Source organism: Belliella baltica DSM 15883, from assembly GCF_000265405.1.
Taxonomy (GTDB): Bacteria; Bacteroidota; Bacteroidia; order Cytophagales; family Cyclobacteriaceae; genus Belliella; species Belliella baltica.
The window spans coordinates 692,254-709,708 of record NC_018010.1 but is presented as its reverse complement, the minus strand read 5'-3'; the positions used below and the strand labels follow the sequence as shown (position 1 = coordinate 709,708).

Genomic DNA, 17,455 nt, shown 5'->3' with positions numbered 1-17,455 from the left:
TGTCATTTATGTATAAAAAAATGATTTCAAGGTTTTTTCCGGTGATTGCGATGCTTTTAACAGCCTCGTTTTTACAAGGTTGTGGACTTTTTGGGAAGAAAGGATCTGCAAGTGAAAAGGATAACAGAAGAGGAGAAGTAACCGGTGTCGCCAAGCGTGTCGGTTGGCAACAGAATCTTCCGATCGATATGGTGGCTGTGAAAGCAGGAACTTTTTGGATGGGGCAGGCGGATGAAGATATCGCCACCACTCAATCAGCCTTCAACAGGCAGGTTACCATTTCGGAATTTTACATGGACAAATATGAAGTGTCCAATAACAAGTACAGACAATTTGTAGAAGCGGTTAGACTTGGAGAATATTCCTATTCTACTCCTACTACTTTGAAAGATCCTCCGCAATTCAATTTGGATGAAGTTTTGCCTGATACTACAGTTTGGACTTCAAGTTTTTCTTATCATTATGGTGATCCATTGATGGAATTTTATTTTGATCATCCAGCATTTGACAACTATCCAGTAGTTGGTGTCAGTTGGGAGCAAGCAAATATGTATTGTGAGTGGAGAACTTACCACATGAATGCAAATGACAAATCAGATTTTGAAATGCCTCCATTTAGACTTCCTACAGAAGCAGAGTGGGAATATGCTGCAAAAGGTGGTAAAGATGTTGCGAAGTATCCTTGGGGAGGACCTTATTTAAAGAATAAAAGAGGGTGTCTGATGGCTAACTTTAAGCCTGGAAGAGGAAATTACATTGATGATGGTTTTTCTTACACAGCACCAGTAGATGTTTTTGCACCTAATGGTTTTGGACTGTACAATATGTCAGGAAATGTTTCGGAATGGGTATTGGATGATTACAGTGAAGTAGGTACAGCCTTGACTTGGGATTTGGATCCAAAATTCACAAAAGAAGGTGAATCAAGAAAAGTAGTAAGAGGCGGATCTTGGAAAGATATCGCTCACTACTTAGAGACAAGCACAAGAATTTATGAATATCAAGATGTCAAAACAGCTCATATTGGTTTTAGAACTACGATGATATTCATCGGCAGATCTGGATCTATGAATGTGAGCAACAATAGAAGAAGACAACGTTAATTAACTACCTCAAAAAAACTTAATCACAAACACTATTTACTTTTAATCAAAATGGAACAGAATAAACAATCATTTAAGTATAAGTTTTATGGCTCTATCATGCCAAAAATTTATGGTATCGGTGCAGCTGTAGTAATTCTTGGAGCGATGTTTAAAATCTTGGATTGGCCTTTTGCCAGTTGGATGATTGGAGTTGGTCTTTCTACAGAAGCTGTGATATTTTTCTTATCTGCATTTGAACCTAAACATGAAGAATTAGACTGGACTAAGGTTTATCCAGAACTGGCTGGAGATTCTCCAGCAGAAAGAAGAGCTGCTGCAAAAGTAGCTTCTGGGCCTAGCTCTACACAACAATTGGATGAGATGCTTGAAAAGGCTAAGATTGGTCCAGAATTGATCGAAAGTCTTGGCAAAGGAATGCAGAATTTGGCTTCTTCTGCTGAAAAAATGGGCAAATTGTCAGATGCTGCTGTTGCTACAAATGAATATGCAGAAAATGTAAAATCAGCATCAAAAACCCTTGTTGATATCAATCAATCTTATGGTAAAACTGCTGCCGCATTGACAGAAATGTCATCTGCTTCAGCTGATGCCAAAGAATACCATACACAAGTAGTTGCAGTTACTAAAAATCTATCTGCTCTGAATAATGTGTATGAAATGGAATTGCAAGATGCGAATTCACATGTGAAGACTTTGAATAAATTCTACTCAAATATGACTTCTGCTTTGGAAGGATTAAATGAAGCTGGAAAGGAAACAGAAGCTTTCAAAAATGAATTGGCAAAATTGAATGCTAATGTAAGTTCATTGAATAAAATATATGGTGGCATGTTATCAGCCATGAAAGGTTAAGCCTTATTTAAATAAATTATGTTTAATCTTTTAGATAAATAATATGGCCGGCGGAAAAGAATCTCCAAGACAACGGATGATTGGTATGATGTATCTTGTGTTGACAGCTTTGTTAGCACTACAGGTAAGTAATCAGATCCTTCAGAAGTTCGTATTGATAAATGATGGTCTCGAAAGAACCTCAAAAAACTACATCCTAAAAAATGAATTTGCTGTTCAGTCAATTGCTGGAACAGTAGAACAACAAGGGAATAATGAAAAGGACGCCCCTAAAGTAGAAGTAGCTAAAGAGCTTCGTAAGAAAACAGCTGAAGTTTTCAATTACCTAGAATCAATGAAACAAGAGTTGATCACCGTCTCTAATGCTAAAGATGATCAAGGAATGTACAAGACATCCGCATTGAAAAATGTCGATGTTTCTGGAAATATCTTTAATAACAACAAAAAAGGATATGAAATGCAGGAAATCTTGAACACCTATCCTCAGGAAGTATCTGCTATGTTGAAAGAAATTGGCATTGACATGACATTTCAGCCGATTGCCAAAGACGCAGATCAAATCGACTTGTTCAAAAATGATCCAGATGTAAGAACCAAAGATTTCGTGAACCTTACCTTCGTGAAGTCACCAATTGGAGCTGTGTTGACTTTGATTTCTCAATTTCAAAATGAAGTTTTAAATGTAGAAAGTGAGTCATTGGTTGCAATTACGAATACCATTGGTTCGTTCTATTACAAAGCAGATATTGTCCAAGCTAGAATTGCTGCCTTATCTAATGTGGTAGCTGCAGGGACAAAATTTGAGGCAGATATGTTTATTGCTTCAAGCTCATCTTCTGATGTTCCTAGGATGACAATAGATGGCAGAGAAGTTCCTGTTGAAGAAGGATTTGGTAAAATTGAATTCACAGCGACTCCTGGACAGTATGATGACAGAGGGTTATCAAGAAGAGTTATACAAGGTGAAATTATAACTAATGTTGGTGGTGAAGATCAAGTTCTTCCTATCGAATATGAATATTTCGTAGCTCAGCCCGTTATTAGAGTAACTTCAGAAGTTGTGAATCAGCTATATGCTGATTGTGCTAATGACTTGATGATTGATGTTCCTGCTTTAGGTAATAGTTATTCACCTTCATTTGCTGTTTCTAATGGTCAGGCCATTGCAGGAACACGACCAGGACAAGTTACCATCATCCCAGGACCTTCTGGAAAAACGGTTATTGGAGTAAGTAGTGGAGGGAATAGAATTGGCGATGTTTCTTATGATATCAAACCAGTTCCAATGCCAACGATTGTACCTTCAACAAATCAAGGTCCAATTGATTTGAGTCAGGGGATAGCTCCTATTCAATCAATTTTGGTGAAAGCAGAAGCAGAACCAACTTTCGCCAGAACTATGGCTAGGGATGCTAAATTTGAAGTGACAGGAGGTGAAATCACATTAGTAAGAAGTGAGGTGCCTAGAGGTTCTGTGAATATAACGGGTGAAGCCGTTGGGATTAGAAATCTCGCAGAGCAAGCAAAAGCTGGAGATCAATTTATTATCAGAGTGACAGAGATAACTAGAACAAATTTCCAGAACAGGAAAATTAAAATGCCATTATCTAGACCTCAGATAATTAGAATTGCGATCAGATAATAGAATAACGTCCTTTTGGACTTAAAAAATCAGCATATGAAAAGGAATGCTAAAATTTTGGGATTAATATTATTCTTGGGTTTTTACCTAAGTTTGGATGGATTTGCCCAAGTTCCAACCAGTATGAATCCATCTGGTACAGGAGATAGACAATTCAAAGTCGATACAGTATTTTCAGTTAGACCGATTAGAGAAGACGATAAGATGTATCAAATTGGTGTTTGGAGAAGAATAGATTTGAGAGAAAAATACAATCTTCCTCTGTATGGCTCTGGAGACTCTAAAACTGATGGGATCATCAACAATATTTACAAAGCTGTAGTCGAAGAAAATGCTTTAGAAGTTTTTGCAGATGAGGAGTTCACACAACCTTTATCCATAGCAGAATTTCAAAATAACTTCTGGATTGCTGCTAATGGGGATAGTCTCTTTGTAAAGAATTTATATTATTTGGATTTTAGAGAGGATTTTATTTTCGATAAACATCATTCTCAACAAAAATTTGATGTAAAATATCTTGAGTTGGTTATGCCATCAGAGTCTAACAGTAATGCTGGTCAGAAGACTATTGCGTTCATTAAGTTCAAAGACTTTTATAATCACTTTGTAGATCATCCTGAAGCGAAATGGATTAATTTCCAAAATGCATCAAAAAACCTAGGATATGATCAGGTTTTTGATTTGAGATTATTTAGGTCTGTTGTTAGAAAATACACCAATAGAGATGATGCATTGATCGTTGATATGGTTGATCCAATACATCCAAATCCTGAATTGCAAGCATTTCTTGATGCCTTAGAGTTTGAATACAAGCTTTTAGACTATGAAAATGCCCTGTGGGAATGGTAAAAAAAGAGCGGTTGAATTATCAACTGCTCTTTTTTTGTTCAAAGGATTCAAGTAATTTTTCAGCTTTACTTTTTCCAATTATAGCTTCAATCTCTTCTAGAGAAGCTTCTTTTATTTTTTTGACAGATTTGAAGTGCTTCAGTAACTTTTCAGATGTGCCTGGCCCTATTCCTTCAATTTCTGTAAGCTGAGTACCAAAGGCTTTCTTGCTTCGGACATCTCTGTGAAAAGTGATTGCAAATCTATGCGCTTCATCTCTTATCCTTTGAAGCAGTCTCAATGATTCTGATTTTTTATCAATATGAATAGGGTATGAATCTTCTGGAAAGTAAATCTCTTCCAACCTTTTCGCAATTCCGATAATGGGCACTTTGCCATAAATTCCCAGGTTCTTCAAAGCTTCTACTGACGAAGAAAGCTGACCTTTACCGCCATCAATGACAATAAGTTTAGGGAGCTGTTTATCTTCTTCCAAAAGACGCTTATATCTTCTTCCTACTACTTCAGTCATTGAGGCAAAGTCATTTGGTCCTTCGACAGTTTTGATATGGTAATGCCTATATTCTTTGTTCGCTGGTTTTCCATTGAGGAAACAAACCATACTAGCCACTGGATTTGTGCCTTGGATGTTTGAGTTATCGAAACATTCTATATGATCTGGCATTTCTTGAAGGGAAAGATCATTCTGTAATTGCTTCAGAACTCTAAATTTCTTATCTGCAACATCACCTGCTGCCAATGCTTTTTCTTTTTTATAGTATTTCGCATTTTTTAGGGAAAGGTCTAAAAGATGCTTTTTATCCCCAATTTTGGGAACATGGATATTTAATCCTTCAAATTCTTCTTCAAATTCAATGTTAACAATGATTTCTGGAGACTCACTGTTGAACTGATCTCTCAATCGGACAATTGCTGTCAATAATAATTCAGATTCGGTTTCATCGAGTTTTTTCTTCAGTTCGACAGTCTTAGTGATATTTATACTTCCATTTTTGATTTTCAGGAAGTTGACATAGGCAATTTTTTCATCAGTAACGATCGTAAACACATCCAGATCTTTAATCGAAGGGTTGACGACCATAGATTTTGCTTGATATTTTTCCAACAAGTCAAGCTTGTCTTTGTAGTACTGTGCTCTTTCGAAAGCATATTTCTCAGCAGCTTCTTGCATGTACTGTTTGAAATAAGCTTTCGCAATTCCTAAGTTTCCTTTGAGAATATTTTTTGCTTGCTCAATGTCTTTCATATAGGCAGGTTCACCTTGCAGTCCTTCACATGGACCCAAGCAGTTGCCAATATGATATTCCAAACAAACTTTATATTTCTGCTCGGCAATCTTGTAAGGGCTCAAATCAAGTCGACAAGTCCTGATTGTAAATAAGCTCCTGATCAGTTCTAGGACATTATTCATAGCCTTTACACTCGCAAATGGGCCATAATAAATACCTCTTCCTATAATCATCTTTCTTGTTGGATAGATTTGAGGGAAGTTTTCATTGGTTAACACGAGATAAGGATAAGTCTTATCGTCTCTTAAAAGTATGTTGTATTTGGGCTGAGTCTTTTTGATTAAGTTATTTTCTAGCAATAAAGCATCAAATTCAGAATTGACAAGCGTGATTTCAATCTGTCTGATCTCACGCACCATTCTCCGTGTTTTGTGATTTACTCCAGTATTTTTCACGAAGTAGCTTGAAACTCGCTTTTTGAGACTTTTCGCTTTACCTACATAAATCAACTCTTGATTGTCATTATAATACTTGTAGACCCCGGGTTGATCGGGTAGTGCGTTATAATCCTCAGGAGTGTAAAATGATGCTTGCATATTTTGTAACAAAGATAAAAAAACAGCCTTGATGGAGGCTGTCTTTTTACTTATTAATTCATTTTCAAATATTAGAAGTCTGTTTTCCTTGGATCATAATCATAGTCACTGAAGCGATTGCTTTGCATTTCATATTGATCACAATCGATCTCTATGCTAAGAGGTCTTTCTGGTCTTGGAAAAGGGCCTTTGGTTATTCCAATACTTGGATCCGCATAGACTTTCTCCATGAACTTTACCCAAATCGGTCTAGCTGTTCTCCCTCCTTGGCCATTTATCCAGCTTCTAAAGTGAATAGCTCGATCATCTCCACCTACCCAAACGCCAGAAACCAAGTCTTTGCTAATTCCCATATACCATCCATCGGAGGCATTCTGTGTAGTTCCTGTTTTTCCTCCCAATTCATTTCCTTCTCTCAAAGCATAAGGTACACCCTGAGATGTTCCTCTTTCTTCTTCAAAACCCCCTCTCAACATATAAACCATTAAGTAGGCGTGTTCCTCGCTCATCGCAGGTTTTTTTCTTGGAGTAAATTGTTGGAGAAGATTACCATTTTTGTCTTCAATTCTATCAATATAAAATGGTGTGATATGCTCTCCTTTGTTGACAAAAGTTCCAAACGCTCCAATCATCTCATAAATAGAAACATCGTTTGTACCCAGAGCTAGGGCAGGAACTGCTTCTAAATCACTTGTAATCCCTAATCTTTGAGCAGTTTCCACTACCACTTTTGGGCTGAGTTTTTTCATCATGTATGCTGTGATGGAGTTAATAGATTGCGCCATAGCTCTTCTGATAGTCAATCTTTCATAAGAGAATTTACCATCAGCATTACTAGGAATCCATGTAGGTTGTCCTGGGATATTAATTTCAACAGGCTGATCTATTACAGAATAACAAGGGCTATATCCATTTTCGATTGCTGCTGCGTACACAAATGGCTTGAAAGTAGATCCCGGCTGTCTTCTACCTTGTTTCACATGGTCATATTTAAAATACTTTTGATTGATACCCCCAACCCAAGCTTTAATATGCCCCGTATGTGGATCCATGGATACAAATCCAGCTTGTAAATGTTTTTTATAATAGCTTAAAGAGTCCATTGTGCTCATTAAAGTATCTACTTCTCCTTTTTCCCAAGAAAAAACTTTCATTTTTTTCTTTTCATTAAGCTTGTACTCTATAGAATCTGTGTCTGTACCATATCTTTTGACAAGGTTTCTATAGGCTTCAGTCCTTTTAATTTGAGTTTCAAGGAAATTCGGAATAACACGACCATTTTCATCAATCCATGGTGCCCTTGTGCCCATTTCTTTTTCAAATAGTTCTTGCAAAGCTTTCATGTGCTCTTGTACAGCCTCTTCAGCAAATTTCTGAAGTCTACTGTCAATCGTAACATAGATTTTCAAACCATCGCCATAGAGATCATAAGGAGTCCCGTCTGATTTTAAATTCTCTCGTGTCCACTTTGTCAAATCAGCTTTGATAACCTCTCTAAAATATTGTGCATAACCTTGGTTGTGATTCTGAACGTTGTACTCAAGTTCAATTGGTAATGCCCTCAAGGAATCATACTCTGTATCTGTTAAAAAGTCATATTTTTCCATCTGTGCAAGCACTATGTTTCTCCTTCGAAGAGAATTTTCAGGGTTGAACACGGGGCTGTAGTATGTTGGAGCTTTGAAAAGACCAACAAGGACAGCTGCCTCTTGTATGGCAAGATCATTTGGAGTTTTGTTGAAAAAGGTCTTGGCTGCAGTTTTTATCCCGTATGCATTACTGCCAAACTCTGAAGTATTTAAATAAAGGGTGAGTATTTCATTTTTTGTATAAGATTTTTCAAGGCGAGTTGCTACAATCCATTCTTTTGTTTTGATGATCAACATTCTTAAACCAGGAACTTTACTTAACAGTCCTTGAGATTCTTGACCTCTTGTTTTGAATAAATTTTTTGCTGTTTGTTGAGATAAGGTACTGCCACCACCCGCTCCTTGTCTTAAGATGATTGATTTGAACAAGACCCTTCCCATGCTTTGGAAATCAATTCCTGAATGGTCTTCAAACCGGATGTCTTCTGTAGCTATTAGGGCATTGATAAGATTCGGAGACAGGTCATTGAAAGTTACAGGGCTTCTGTTTTCTCTAAAATAAGTACCTAAAAGCACATTATCTGAAGAGTATAATTCAGATGCAATTTCACTTTGTGGATTTTCAAGCGTCTTGAAATCAGGTAATTCTCCAAAAAGACCTAAGAAGTTTACGCTAACCCCCCAGACAAATAAGATAAAACTGAATAGTCCAGCTATGAAAACCAGCCAAAGATACTTTATAATTTTATTGGTCATTATTGCAATGAGATTGGATAAGGAGTATTAGTTATATGTTTTCTTGTAGAAGCTTCTATACTCTTCTATATTTTTTCTTTTGTTGAGCTCTTGAAAGTTTTCTATTGAGATTAAGAAACTGTTCGCTTTATCATCCTCACTTAATGAAGTTGTTTCGAAATCTTTCATAAACTTAGACCTATATTCTAAAGCTTTTTCTGCATTATTGAACGGGCTGACTATGTAGATTGCATTTTCTCTGTTCAAATTCATATTACCAGTTCTCAGCCTCGAGGATGGGAAGTTAGCAGAATGGAAACCTTCTAAATCTGCCAAAAGGCTTTTGGCAACACTCGACTGCTCTGCCTCTAGGGCGATCACAAATATATGTGTTTGGTTAGGATTTTCTTTATAAGGAGATTCATCTTCAATATCCGCTTCTTCCTCTACGGTTTGTACTTCTTCTTTTTCTTCAAGCTCTTCTTCTTCACCTAAAGTATCTGTATCTGGTTTCTCGCCGGTAAGTGCAATTAGCATATTTCTTGCCATTTTTAACAGGTCGGGATTTTCTGTGTTCTGAATGTAACTTTCTAATCTAGTTTTATATCGATTTTTGTCATCGATTTTACCAGAAATCATGACATCCAAAAGAAGAAGCTTTTCAGTATTTCTTGTCAATGGGAACTCCTCAAGTGTTGACCTTAGAATTTTTCTAGCTTCAGGGTAATTTCTTGAATTATATAGATTGTATGCTTCTTTGTAGCCATTGGATGATTGGATATAAGCAAGGTTTCCAGACACACCATCAGGATTGTTCACAGAAAATGTGAATGGTGACTCAGGGAACTCTCTATTCAACCTTTGGCTATAAAGTTCAGCATTTCCATTTCTTTCTTTTTGAGCGAGGTAAAGGATATAATAAGCCTCAGGTTTCTTGATGGTGTTTGGATAGGTAGTTATCAAACTTTCAAGATTTTCAATACTAAACTCAGGCTCCTTAAAATCAAAAAACAGAAGTTTGCCTAATTCAAAATAAGATGTTTCAAGTTTTGAATCAAGTATAGCGATATCAGTTTCTGATTTTGGTATTTGTGAAAGTAATTCTTCCTTGCTAGGAATCTGCTCAAAAATATTCTCTTCCGAAACGTCCGACTCTGATTGTTCTGGGGTATTTTCGATTTCATTATTGGTGATGGAGGAGAACCCTTGTGTGCTTCTTCTCCAATTATCTTGCAAGGGTCTATTCCCCCAATCTCTAAAGAAATCTATAGACCCTTGTTGCATGGCGACACTGTTGTCGAAATAGAAGTTTTCACCCGTACTTTTACCACCGAAGGCCAAAAGATTCTCAAATATTCCCGTATTTTTTGGCTTTTCTTTTTCTGCCGCTTCTTTCAATAATCGTTCTTCTTCACTCTTAATGAAGTTATCCGCAATCAGTTCTTGCTCCTCCGAACTAAGTTTACTTAAACTTATTAGACTGTCATTTTTGGCAATTGTCTCAAAATGTAAAACATATTCATCCAAGATACCTTTGCTTGACTCTATTTGTTGGTAGGAAGGGTCTCTGGGCCTGAAATGTGTCAGCGCACTGTCATAATAATATTTTGCAGCCCTATAATCCTTCTCCGTTTCAAAACTTATTTCTGCAAGTTTTTGATAGATATACCCTTTTTGGATTGGGTTGTTCCCCTCTTCTTTTGCAGCTCTGTGGAGTAGATTCACCGCAACTTCTTTTTCATTTTGTAATAATTCAAAAAGAGCTTTTTCATAAAGGACTACATCTTTGAGTTCTTTGTTCTTACTATCAGCATAGAGTTCGTCGTAATAATTTCTTACTCTTTTGATATCCTTGGATCGATCAAGCTCAGCTACTTTCTGTGCATATAGCTGGGCAAAAAAGCTTCTCTCGTAGGGAGGGTTTCCCTTTTGGGCTTCTATATAATAATTATATGCAAGTGCATCCAGTCCTTCTCTTTGGTAAAGTTGAGCTAGTATAAAGTTAATCCTTGATTTTTCCTTGCTGTCTTTTGTGTATTCTAAGGTTTTGTCAAGTGCACCTATTTTACCTTCTATGTCTTCTTTTGAATGATAATAGTAAGCTAATGTTTTGAAAAGATGATACCTATTTTCAGCATTGATTTTTGATTCTTTGGATAGGTAGTCAATGACGAAGACAACATCATCATATTTTTTTTGATCAATAAAAATTCTCATCAATTGAATTAAACTCCTGTGCCGCAGATCTTTGTCTTTGCTGTTTACATTGAGGTATTTGAATGTGTTGATGGCGTCATCCGTATCTGCTTGATAGTAATCAATCATTCCGATCAAAAAATAATTGTCGTCAACCCATTTTGAAATTCTATGCCAATCTATTGCCTTTGAGGAAAGTTCTCTCGCTTCTTTTAGAAGTTCTTCATTTTGCTCAATTGTAGCACTATCCACAGGATAGAAAATTGGCAGAACCTGACTGAAATCCTCCTTATGGTTAGATTTGATAGTGTTTTCTAATTCTAAAATTTTCTCATTTGACAAATAATAAGCATTGTGCCTAGACGTAGTATTGTGATACATTCGATTCATAAAGGTATTCTTCTCGGAAGAACATGCTGAAAAAATCAGAAGCAAAAATAGAATAAAACAAGGATGCTGCGTTTTCATTGCTAAGGTTAGAAATACATTGGAGCAAAATAAAGGTTTTGCTTTAATTTATTAAACGGTTTTGATTAATATTATATTTTTGAGGCATAGAAATACTTAAAACAAAAATAGGTTGGGACTAAAAGAGAAAGTTAGAAGTTGGATCGACACGAAATTTCTTTTTGTAATACGGAAAGAAGAGGATTTTTCTGTGATTTCATCTTTAAGTATTACCAAAGTAAAAATAGCTTTAATTTTTATATTGTTTGTGCTTATCGCTTTTGTCATCTCTCTTTTTGCATCAAGGACATTTTTAAGAGCGTGGTTTGATCCAGAGTTTTTGGAAACAGAAAATATGGTTCGAATAGCAGAACTCTCCGAGACTGTGGACTCTTTGATGATTGATCTGAAGCAAAAGGATATGTATGTCAAGAATATTCAATCGATTTTATCAGGAGATAGCCAAGTACAAAATTTCGATCAAGATTCTATTCCCGTAAATGATTCCGATTATTCAGGAAGTGAAATAGATTTATTTAGTAAAAGTGAATCAACTAAAGCCATTGAAGAAGAATTTAAAGGAGTTCCATTAGACTTTTCTTCTCCACGAGATTTTGTTCCGTCTTCATTTACCGAAACTTATTTATTTTCCCCAATCAAAGGAGTAGTTGTTTCGGCCTTTGAGCCACAAGACAATCATTTTGGTGTAGATATAGTTGCAACTGAAAATGAACCTGTCAAAGCAATTGCAGCTGGAACAGTCATCATGTCTTCTTGGACATTAGAAACCGGTTATGTCATTGGTATTCAACATTCAAACGAATTGGTTTCGTTTTATAAACATAATTCAGTATTATTGAAAACTGTAGGTGATATCATCAGAGGAGGAGAAATCATCTCTATCATCGGCAATACAGGCGAGTTGACAACTGGTCAGCATTTACACTTCGAGCTATGGTATAAAGGTAGCCCGCTTAATCCCCAAGAATTCATTACATTCAATTAAATATGTTTAACAAACAAGAAGATAAAAAATCAGTTGCTGATATGGTGAGTTCCAGCAATGTGATTTCAAAAGAAACCCTGATCAAAGGAGACATCAAAGCACAAGGAAATATTAGAATCGAAGGTAAAGTAGAAGGAACCTTAGATTCACAAAATAAGATTGTGATTGGAGATTCTGCTTTAGTGATTGGCAACGTTAGGGCAGAAGAAGCAGAAATTTCAGGAAGAATCGAAGGTGAGATACATTGCACTGGTGTATTATTTCTCAAAAAAACAGCAGTAATCGAAGGGAATATCTACACCCAAAAGCTAGTCGTAGAGAATGGTGCCGTTTTTAATGGCAAATGTCAAATGGGTGAAGCGATTGCTAAACCTTTAAATGGAAAGGTGAAACGTGAAGCCTCAGAAAAAGAACTTATCTCAGGATAGTTTTCCAATTTATGTAAAATATATAGGATTATCCTTTCAGCTATTTGCCATTATTGGTCTTGGTACATGGCTAGGTTGGATAATTCAACAAAAGAGCCAAATAAAGTTTCCTGTTTGGCTCTTACTTTTTTGTTTCCTTTCGATCGTTCTCGCATTTTATCAGCTTTTTCAATCATTGAAAAATGACAATAAGGTAGAAGATAAGAATAAAAAGTCTTAATTTTGCGCCTCCATTCAAAAGGTCATGTCAAGTATAAAAATATTTACGGTGAGGATTTTAGCATTAACGCTAATTTTAGCAGGGATCATCTATGTCATGCAAAACTATCTCTTGCCAACTTGGATCCATCCTTCGGTGTGGAAAGTCCTTTCTTTTTTTGCTTTATTGACATGGCTTACAGGAACTTTTGTTCATTATTTGATAAAATTGAGCAAAGAAAATTCTCCAAATATCCTTCTTGGGGCTACAGCTTTGAGATTTATGGCAAGTTTAGGATTTATTGTTATCTATCTTTTCTTGGATGTTGAGAATATAATTCTGTTCGTGGCTAATTTCTTTGTAATTTATTTGTTCTACTTAATATTTGATATATACGGGTTAATAGCTAATTTGCGCCCGCATTCAAAATAGGTCATAAAAATTCGATTTGATGTTCCGTAAGTTTCTTTGCCTAAGTGTTTTATTTACAGCAGTTTTGCTGACATTTTCAACTCCTACTTTCGCGAGTGGTGATGATGAAGATAAGACTGGATTTATCATGCATGACATTAAGGACTCCCACGAGTGGCATTTTGCTACCTTTGGGCATACTCATGTGACGCTTCCACTTCCGGTTATTATTTATTCTGCTGATCGAGGACTTGAAGTGTATATGTCTTCAGATTTTCAAGATCATGAGACCCATAAATTTGGAGAAGCTTATGGGGTTGAAGGATACTTTATCGACGAACATGATCATTTACATCGAGCTGATGGGGCTAGCTTCATAGACCTTTCGATTACCAAAAATGTAGCGATGTTATTTTTGGTGATTTTAGTAATGGGTTACTTAATCCTATCTGCTGCAAATCATTACAAGAAGCATGGTGTTCAATCTCCAAAAGGAATCGCTTCATTCGTCGAGCCAATTGTTATATTTGTAAGAGATGAAATTGCACACAAATCAATTGGTCCGAAATACAAGAAATTTGTTCCTTATTTGTTGACGCTATTCTTTTTCATTTGGATAGGCAACTTGATGGGCTTGTTGCCAGGTGCAGCCAACTTGACTGGTAACATTGCTGTAACTGCTACGCTTGCTGTATTGACATTCATCATTGTCAATGTCAATGGAAATAAAGAATACTGGAAGCACGTATTCATGACACCAGGTGTGCCTGTGCCATTGCTTCTAGTAATTGTTCCAGTAGAGATTATTGGTTTGTTTACAAAGCCATTTGCTTTGATGGTCCGTCTTTTTGTGGCAATCACAGCAGGTCACATTGTGATCTTGGCATTCATAGCATTGGTGTTCATCTTTGAATCTTATGCGATTGGCGTAGTGAGTACCTTGATGGTGACATTTCTGAATGTAATCGAACTCTTGGTAGCTACTATTCAAGCTTATGTTTTTACACTCTTCACTGCGATGTATATCGGTGGAGCTGTAGCGGAGCACGAGCATCATTAATTAGAAATTTCTTTGTTCAATTTATAAATAATACACACGTATGTTAACTTCATTATTATTGTCTGCTGGATTAGCACTTATGGGTGCAGGTATCGGTGCTGGAATTGTAGCGATAGGCGCAGGTCTAGGTATCGGTAGAATTGGTGGTCAGGCTATGGAATCTATTGCTCGTCAGCCTGAGGCTGCTGGTAAAGTTCAGACTGCCATGTTGATCATTGCAGCTCTTATTGAGGTAGTATCCCTGTTTGCAGTAGTAGTTTGTCTACTTATTGCTTTGAATGCAGGTGGTCTTACTTTCTAAGAACAACAGAAAAAAGGGATTGGCGTTAGGCCAATCCTTTCTCTTCATTTGAACAAAATTGAAATTATAACTCTCATATTACATGGATCTTATACTACCTAGTTCGGGGCTTATTATTTGGCAACTTATCGGTTTCCTAGCCTTGTTATTTATTCTGATGAAGTTCGCTTGGAAACCAATCCTTGAGTCTTTGGAAGAAAGAGAATCAAGCATTGATGATGCATTGAAAGCAGCTGAACAAGCAAAAGCTGAAATGGCTAACTTGAAATCAGAAAACGAGAAATTGCTTCAAGAAGCAAGAATCGAAAAAGATAATATCTTGAAAACTGCCAATGATACTTCTGCTAAAATGATCGAGGATGCAAAGCAAGCAGCTATTGTTGAAGGAGCTAAAATGATCGAAAACGCAAAAGCTGTAATAGAAAATGAGAAAAAAGCTGCCTTGAGTGAAGTGAAAAACCAAGTTGCCCAGCTTACATTAGAAGTTACAGATAAATTATTGAGAAAAAATCTTTCGTCCCAAGCTGCTCAACAAGAGCTAGTAGAAGGTATGGTAAAAGATATTAACTTGAACTAAGATGTCTGAATTTAGAGTCTCCACCAGATATGCAAAGTCCCTTATCGAGTTAGCCAATGAAAAAGGTATACTTGAAGAAGTTCTGGCTGATATGAAGCAATTAGCGTCGGTAGCAGCAGCTAACCGTGATTTTGCTTTGAGCTTAAAAAGTCCGATTATCAATTTTGATAAAAAATTGAAGGTCCTGACTGCTTTGTTTGAGAAATCTGCAAATGCAATGACAATGGCTTTTTATGGTATCGTAGCCAAGAAAAATAGAGCGGATCTTTTGGTGGATATCGCTAGAGAATTTCAAGTACAATATAATCTCTATAAAGGAATTCAAGTAGCGGATTTAACTACAACTTTTCCCATTACGGAAGAGCTTAGAAGTAAGTTTGTGAATGTAGTTAAAGAAATTTCTGGACTGGACAAAATAGAATTGGTTGAGAAAATAAATGCTGAGCTAATCGGTGGTTTTGTCTTGAAAGTCAATGACAGACAACTAGATGAGTCACTAAGCAGCAAATTGAAAGCATTGCGCTTGGAATTTTCTCACAATCATTACGAAAGTAAAATATAAATCATAGCAATAACATTTAATCATATTCGATAATGGCAGAAGTAAGACCTGACGAAGTTTCGGCAATATTGAGAGAACAACTCTCTGGTGTCAGAACTGAGGCTGAATTGGAAGAAGTGGGTACCGTCCTTCAAGTAGGTGATGGTGTAGCCCGTATCTATGGACTTTCTAAAGCTCAGGCTGGTGAATTGTTAGAGTTCGAAAACGGACTTAAAGCAATGGTGCTTAACCTGGAAGAAGATAATGTCGGTGCCGTATTGTTCGGTGACTCGAAAGAGGTAAAAGAAGGTGATACTGTAAAGAGAACCAAGAAAATTGCTTCTATCAATGTTGGCGAGGGTATGCTTGGCCGTGTTGTGGATACTTTAGGTAACCCAATTGATGGTAAAGGTCCTTTGAAAGGTGAATTGTATGATATGCCTTTGGAAAGAAAAGCTCCTGGGGTAATCTACAGACAGCCGGTAACAGAGCCACTCCAGACAGGTATCAAATCTATTGATGCGATGATTCCAATCGGAAGAGGTCAGCGTGAATTGGTAATTGGTGACCGTCAGACTGGTAAGACTGCCGTAGTTATCGATACGATTTTGAACCAAAAAGAATTCTATGATAAAGGTGAACCAGTTTTCTGTATCTATGTAGCGATCGGTCAAAAGGCTTCTACTGTTGCTGGTGTGGTTGCTGCTTTGGAAAAAGGTGGCGCACTTCCTTATACAGTTGTAGTTTCTGCTTCTGCTGCTGATCCAGCTCCAATGCAATTCTTTGCTCCATTTACTGGTGCTGCAATCGGTGAATTCTTCCGTGATACAGGAAGACCAGCCTTGGTTGTTTATGATGATTTGTCTAAGCAAGCTGTTGCATACCGTGAAGTTTCCCTACTATTGAGAAGACCTCCGGGACGTGAAGCATATCCAGGTGATGTATTCTACCTTCACTCAAGATTGTTGGAAAGAGCTGCGAAAATCAACGCTTCTGACAAGATTGCACAAGAAATGAACGATCTGCCTGATTCTATCAAGCATTTGGTTAAAGGTGGCGGATCTTTAACTGCACTTCCGATTATCGAAACACAAGCATCTGACGTTTCTGCATATATCCCAACGAACGTGATTTCCATTACTGATGGACAGATATTCTTGGAAACTAACCTTTTCAACTCAGGTATTAGACCTGCGATTAACGTAGGTATCTCTGTATCTAGAGTAGGTGGTAACGCACAGATCAAATCTATGAAAAAGGTAGCAGGTACTTTGAAGTTAGATCAAGCACAATTCCGTGAATTGGAAGCTTTCTCTAAATTCGGATCTGACCTTGATGCTTCTACAAAAAGAACTATCGAAAGAGGTAGAAGAAACCAAGAAATCTTGAAACAACCTCAATATGCACCAGTTGCAGTTGAGAATCAAGTAGCGATTATCTATGCTTCTACAAAAGGTTTGATGGACAGCGTGCCAGTAGAAAAAGCAAGACAATTCGAGAAAGAATTCTACTTGTTATTGGCAGCTAGCTATCCTGAAGCTTTGGTTGCCATCAAAAAAGGTGACTTAGATACAGCAGGTAAATTGTTGGAAGCAGCTGCGAAAGAGTTGTCTCCAAAATACGCGAAGTAATTAAATCGATCTAATCATACTTGGGGTTTGATCCCCAAGTGTGTTTTAATATAAGATACC

The 17,455-nt window shown here is 36.9% G+C and carries 16 protein-coding genes; 13 read left to right on the top strand and 3 right to left on the bottom strand.

Features of this window, described 5'->3' with window-relative positions; genetic code table 11:
- Positions 1–8 precede the first annotated feature (8 nt).
- From porK to porN, 4 genes are read left to right on the top strand one after another with little or no spacing between them, the layout of a single operon-like run.
- Positions 9–1,103: a T9SS ring complex lipoprotein PorK/GldK gene (porK, locus tag BELBA_RS03295; protein ID WP_014771332.1), complete on the top strand. Its 1,095-nt coding sequence runs from the start codon at positions 9–11 to the stop codon at positions 1,101–1,103.
- Between the two features lie 51 nt (positions 1,104–1,154).
- Positions 1,155–1,958, top strand: a complete 804-nt coding sequence (porL, locus tag BELBA_RS03290; RefSeq protein WP_014771331.1) for a type IX secretion system motor protein PorL/GldL — start codon at positions 1,155–1,157, stop codon at positions 1,956–1,958.
- Positions 1,959–2,001: 43 nt separating this feature from the next.
- On the top strand, positions 2,002–3,600 hold the full coding sequence (gene porM / locus BELBA_RS03285; protein WP_014771330.1) for a type IX secretion system motor protein PorM/GldM: 1,599 nt from the start codon (positions 2,002–2,004) through the stop codon (positions 3,598–3,600).
- Positions 3,601–3,636: 36 nt separating this feature from the next.
- On the top strand, positions 3,637–4,449 hold the full coding sequence (porN, locus tag BELBA_RS03280) for a type IX secretion system ring subunit PorN/GldN (RefSeq protein WP_014771329.1): 813 nt from the start codon (positions 3,637–3,639) through the stop codon (positions 4,447–4,449).
- Between the two features lie 19 nt (positions 4,450–4,468).
- On the opposite strand, the gene uvrC is transcribed toward porN, so the two are convergent.
- The 3 genes from uvrC to porW form a co-directional block, all read right to left on the bottom strand.
- Positions 4,469–6,274 carry an excinuclease ABC subunit UvrC gene (uvrC, locus tag BELBA_RS03275; protein ID WP_014771328.1) on the bottom strand — a complete coding sequence of 602 codons (1,806 nt, stop codon included), beginning with the start codon at positions 6,272–6,274 and terminating at the stop codon, positions 4,469–4,471.
- Between the two features lie 71 nt (positions 6,275–6,345).
- A complete protein-coding gene (locus tag BELBA_RS03270; protein WP_014771327.1) occupies positions 6,346–8,619 on the bottom strand; it encodes a penicillin-binding protein 1A in 2,274 nt (757 codons plus the stop codon).
- 27 nt (positions 8,620–8,646) lie between these two features.
- Positions 8,647–11,262 carry a type IX secretion system periplasmic lipoprotein PorW/SprE gene (gene porW, locus BELBA_RS03265; protein WP_014771326.1) on the bottom strand — a complete coding sequence of 872 codons (2,616 nt, stop codon included), beginning with the start codon at positions 11,260–11,262 and terminating at the stop codon, positions 8,647–8,649.
- Positions 11,263–11,374: 112 nt separating this feature from the next.
- Between porW and BELBA_RS03260 the strand changes: the two genes are divergently transcribed.
- The 9 genes from BELBA_RS03260 to atpA all read left to right on the top strand — a co-directional run bounded on the left by BELBA_RS03260 (position 11,375) and on the right by atpA (position 17,395).
- A complete protein-coding gene (locus BELBA_RS03260; RefSeq protein ID WP_014771325.1) occupies positions 11,375–12,247 on the top strand; it encodes a M23 family metallopeptidase in 873 nt (290 codons plus the stop codon).
- Between the two features lie 2 nt (positions 12,248–12,249).
- Complete coding sequence (locus tag BELBA_RS03255) at positions 12,250–12,675, top strand: bactofilin family protein (protein ID WP_041779211.1); 426 nt, start codon at positions 12,250–12,252, stop codon at positions 12,673–12,675.
- Positions 12,641–12,895 (top strand): AtpZ/AtpI family protein, encoded by a 255-nt coding sequence (locus BELBA_RS19245; RefSeq protein ID WP_014771323.1) that lies wholly within the window; start codon positions 12,641–12,643, stop codon positions 12,893–12,895. The genes BELBA_RS03255 and BELBA_RS19245 overlap by 35 nt, the downstream gene beginning before the upstream one ends.
- A 24-nt stretch (positions 12,896–12,919) precedes the next feature.
- Positions 12,920–13,306, top strand: a complete 387-nt coding sequence (locus BELBA_RS03250) for a hypothetical protein (protein WP_014771322.1) — start codon at positions 12,920–12,922, stop codon at positions 13,304–13,306.
- 19 nt (positions 13,307–13,325) lie between these two features.
- The gene (atpB, locus tag BELBA_RS03245; protein WP_014771321.1) at positions 13,326–14,345 is read left to right on the top strand and encodes a F0F1 ATP synthase subunit A; all 1,020 of its coding nucleotides are present in this window, start codon (positions 13,326–13,328) and stop codon (positions 14,343–14,345) included.
- Between the two features lie 40 nt (positions 14,346–14,385).
- Entirely contained in the window at positions 14,386–14,646 is a 261-nt protein-coding gene (gene atpE, locus BELBA_RS03240; RefSeq protein WP_014771320.1) for an ATP synthase F0 subunit C, read from the top strand.
- A gap of 82 nt (positions 14,647–14,728) precedes the next feature.
- The gene (locus BELBA_RS03235) at positions 14,729–15,223 is read left to right on the top strand and encodes a F0F1 ATP synthase subunit B (RefSeq protein WP_014771319.1); all 495 of its coding nucleotides are present in this window, start codon (positions 14,729–14,731) and stop codon (positions 15,221–15,223) included.
- A gap of 1 nt (position 15,224) precedes the next feature.
- Positions 15,225–15,785 (top strand): ATP synthase F1 subunit delta, encoded by a 561-nt coding sequence (gene atpH, locus BELBA_RS03230; RefSeq protein WP_014771318.1) that lies wholly within the window; start codon positions 15,225–15,227, stop codon positions 15,783–15,785.
- 32 nt (positions 15,786–15,817) lie between these two features.
- Positions 15,818–17,395, top strand: a complete 1,578-nt coding sequence (gene atpA / locus BELBA_RS03225; RefSeq protein WP_014771317.1) for a F0F1 ATP synthase subunit alpha — start codon at positions 15,818–15,820, stop codon at positions 17,393–17,395.
- The last annotated feature ends 60 nt before the right edge of the window (positions 17,396–17,455 follow it).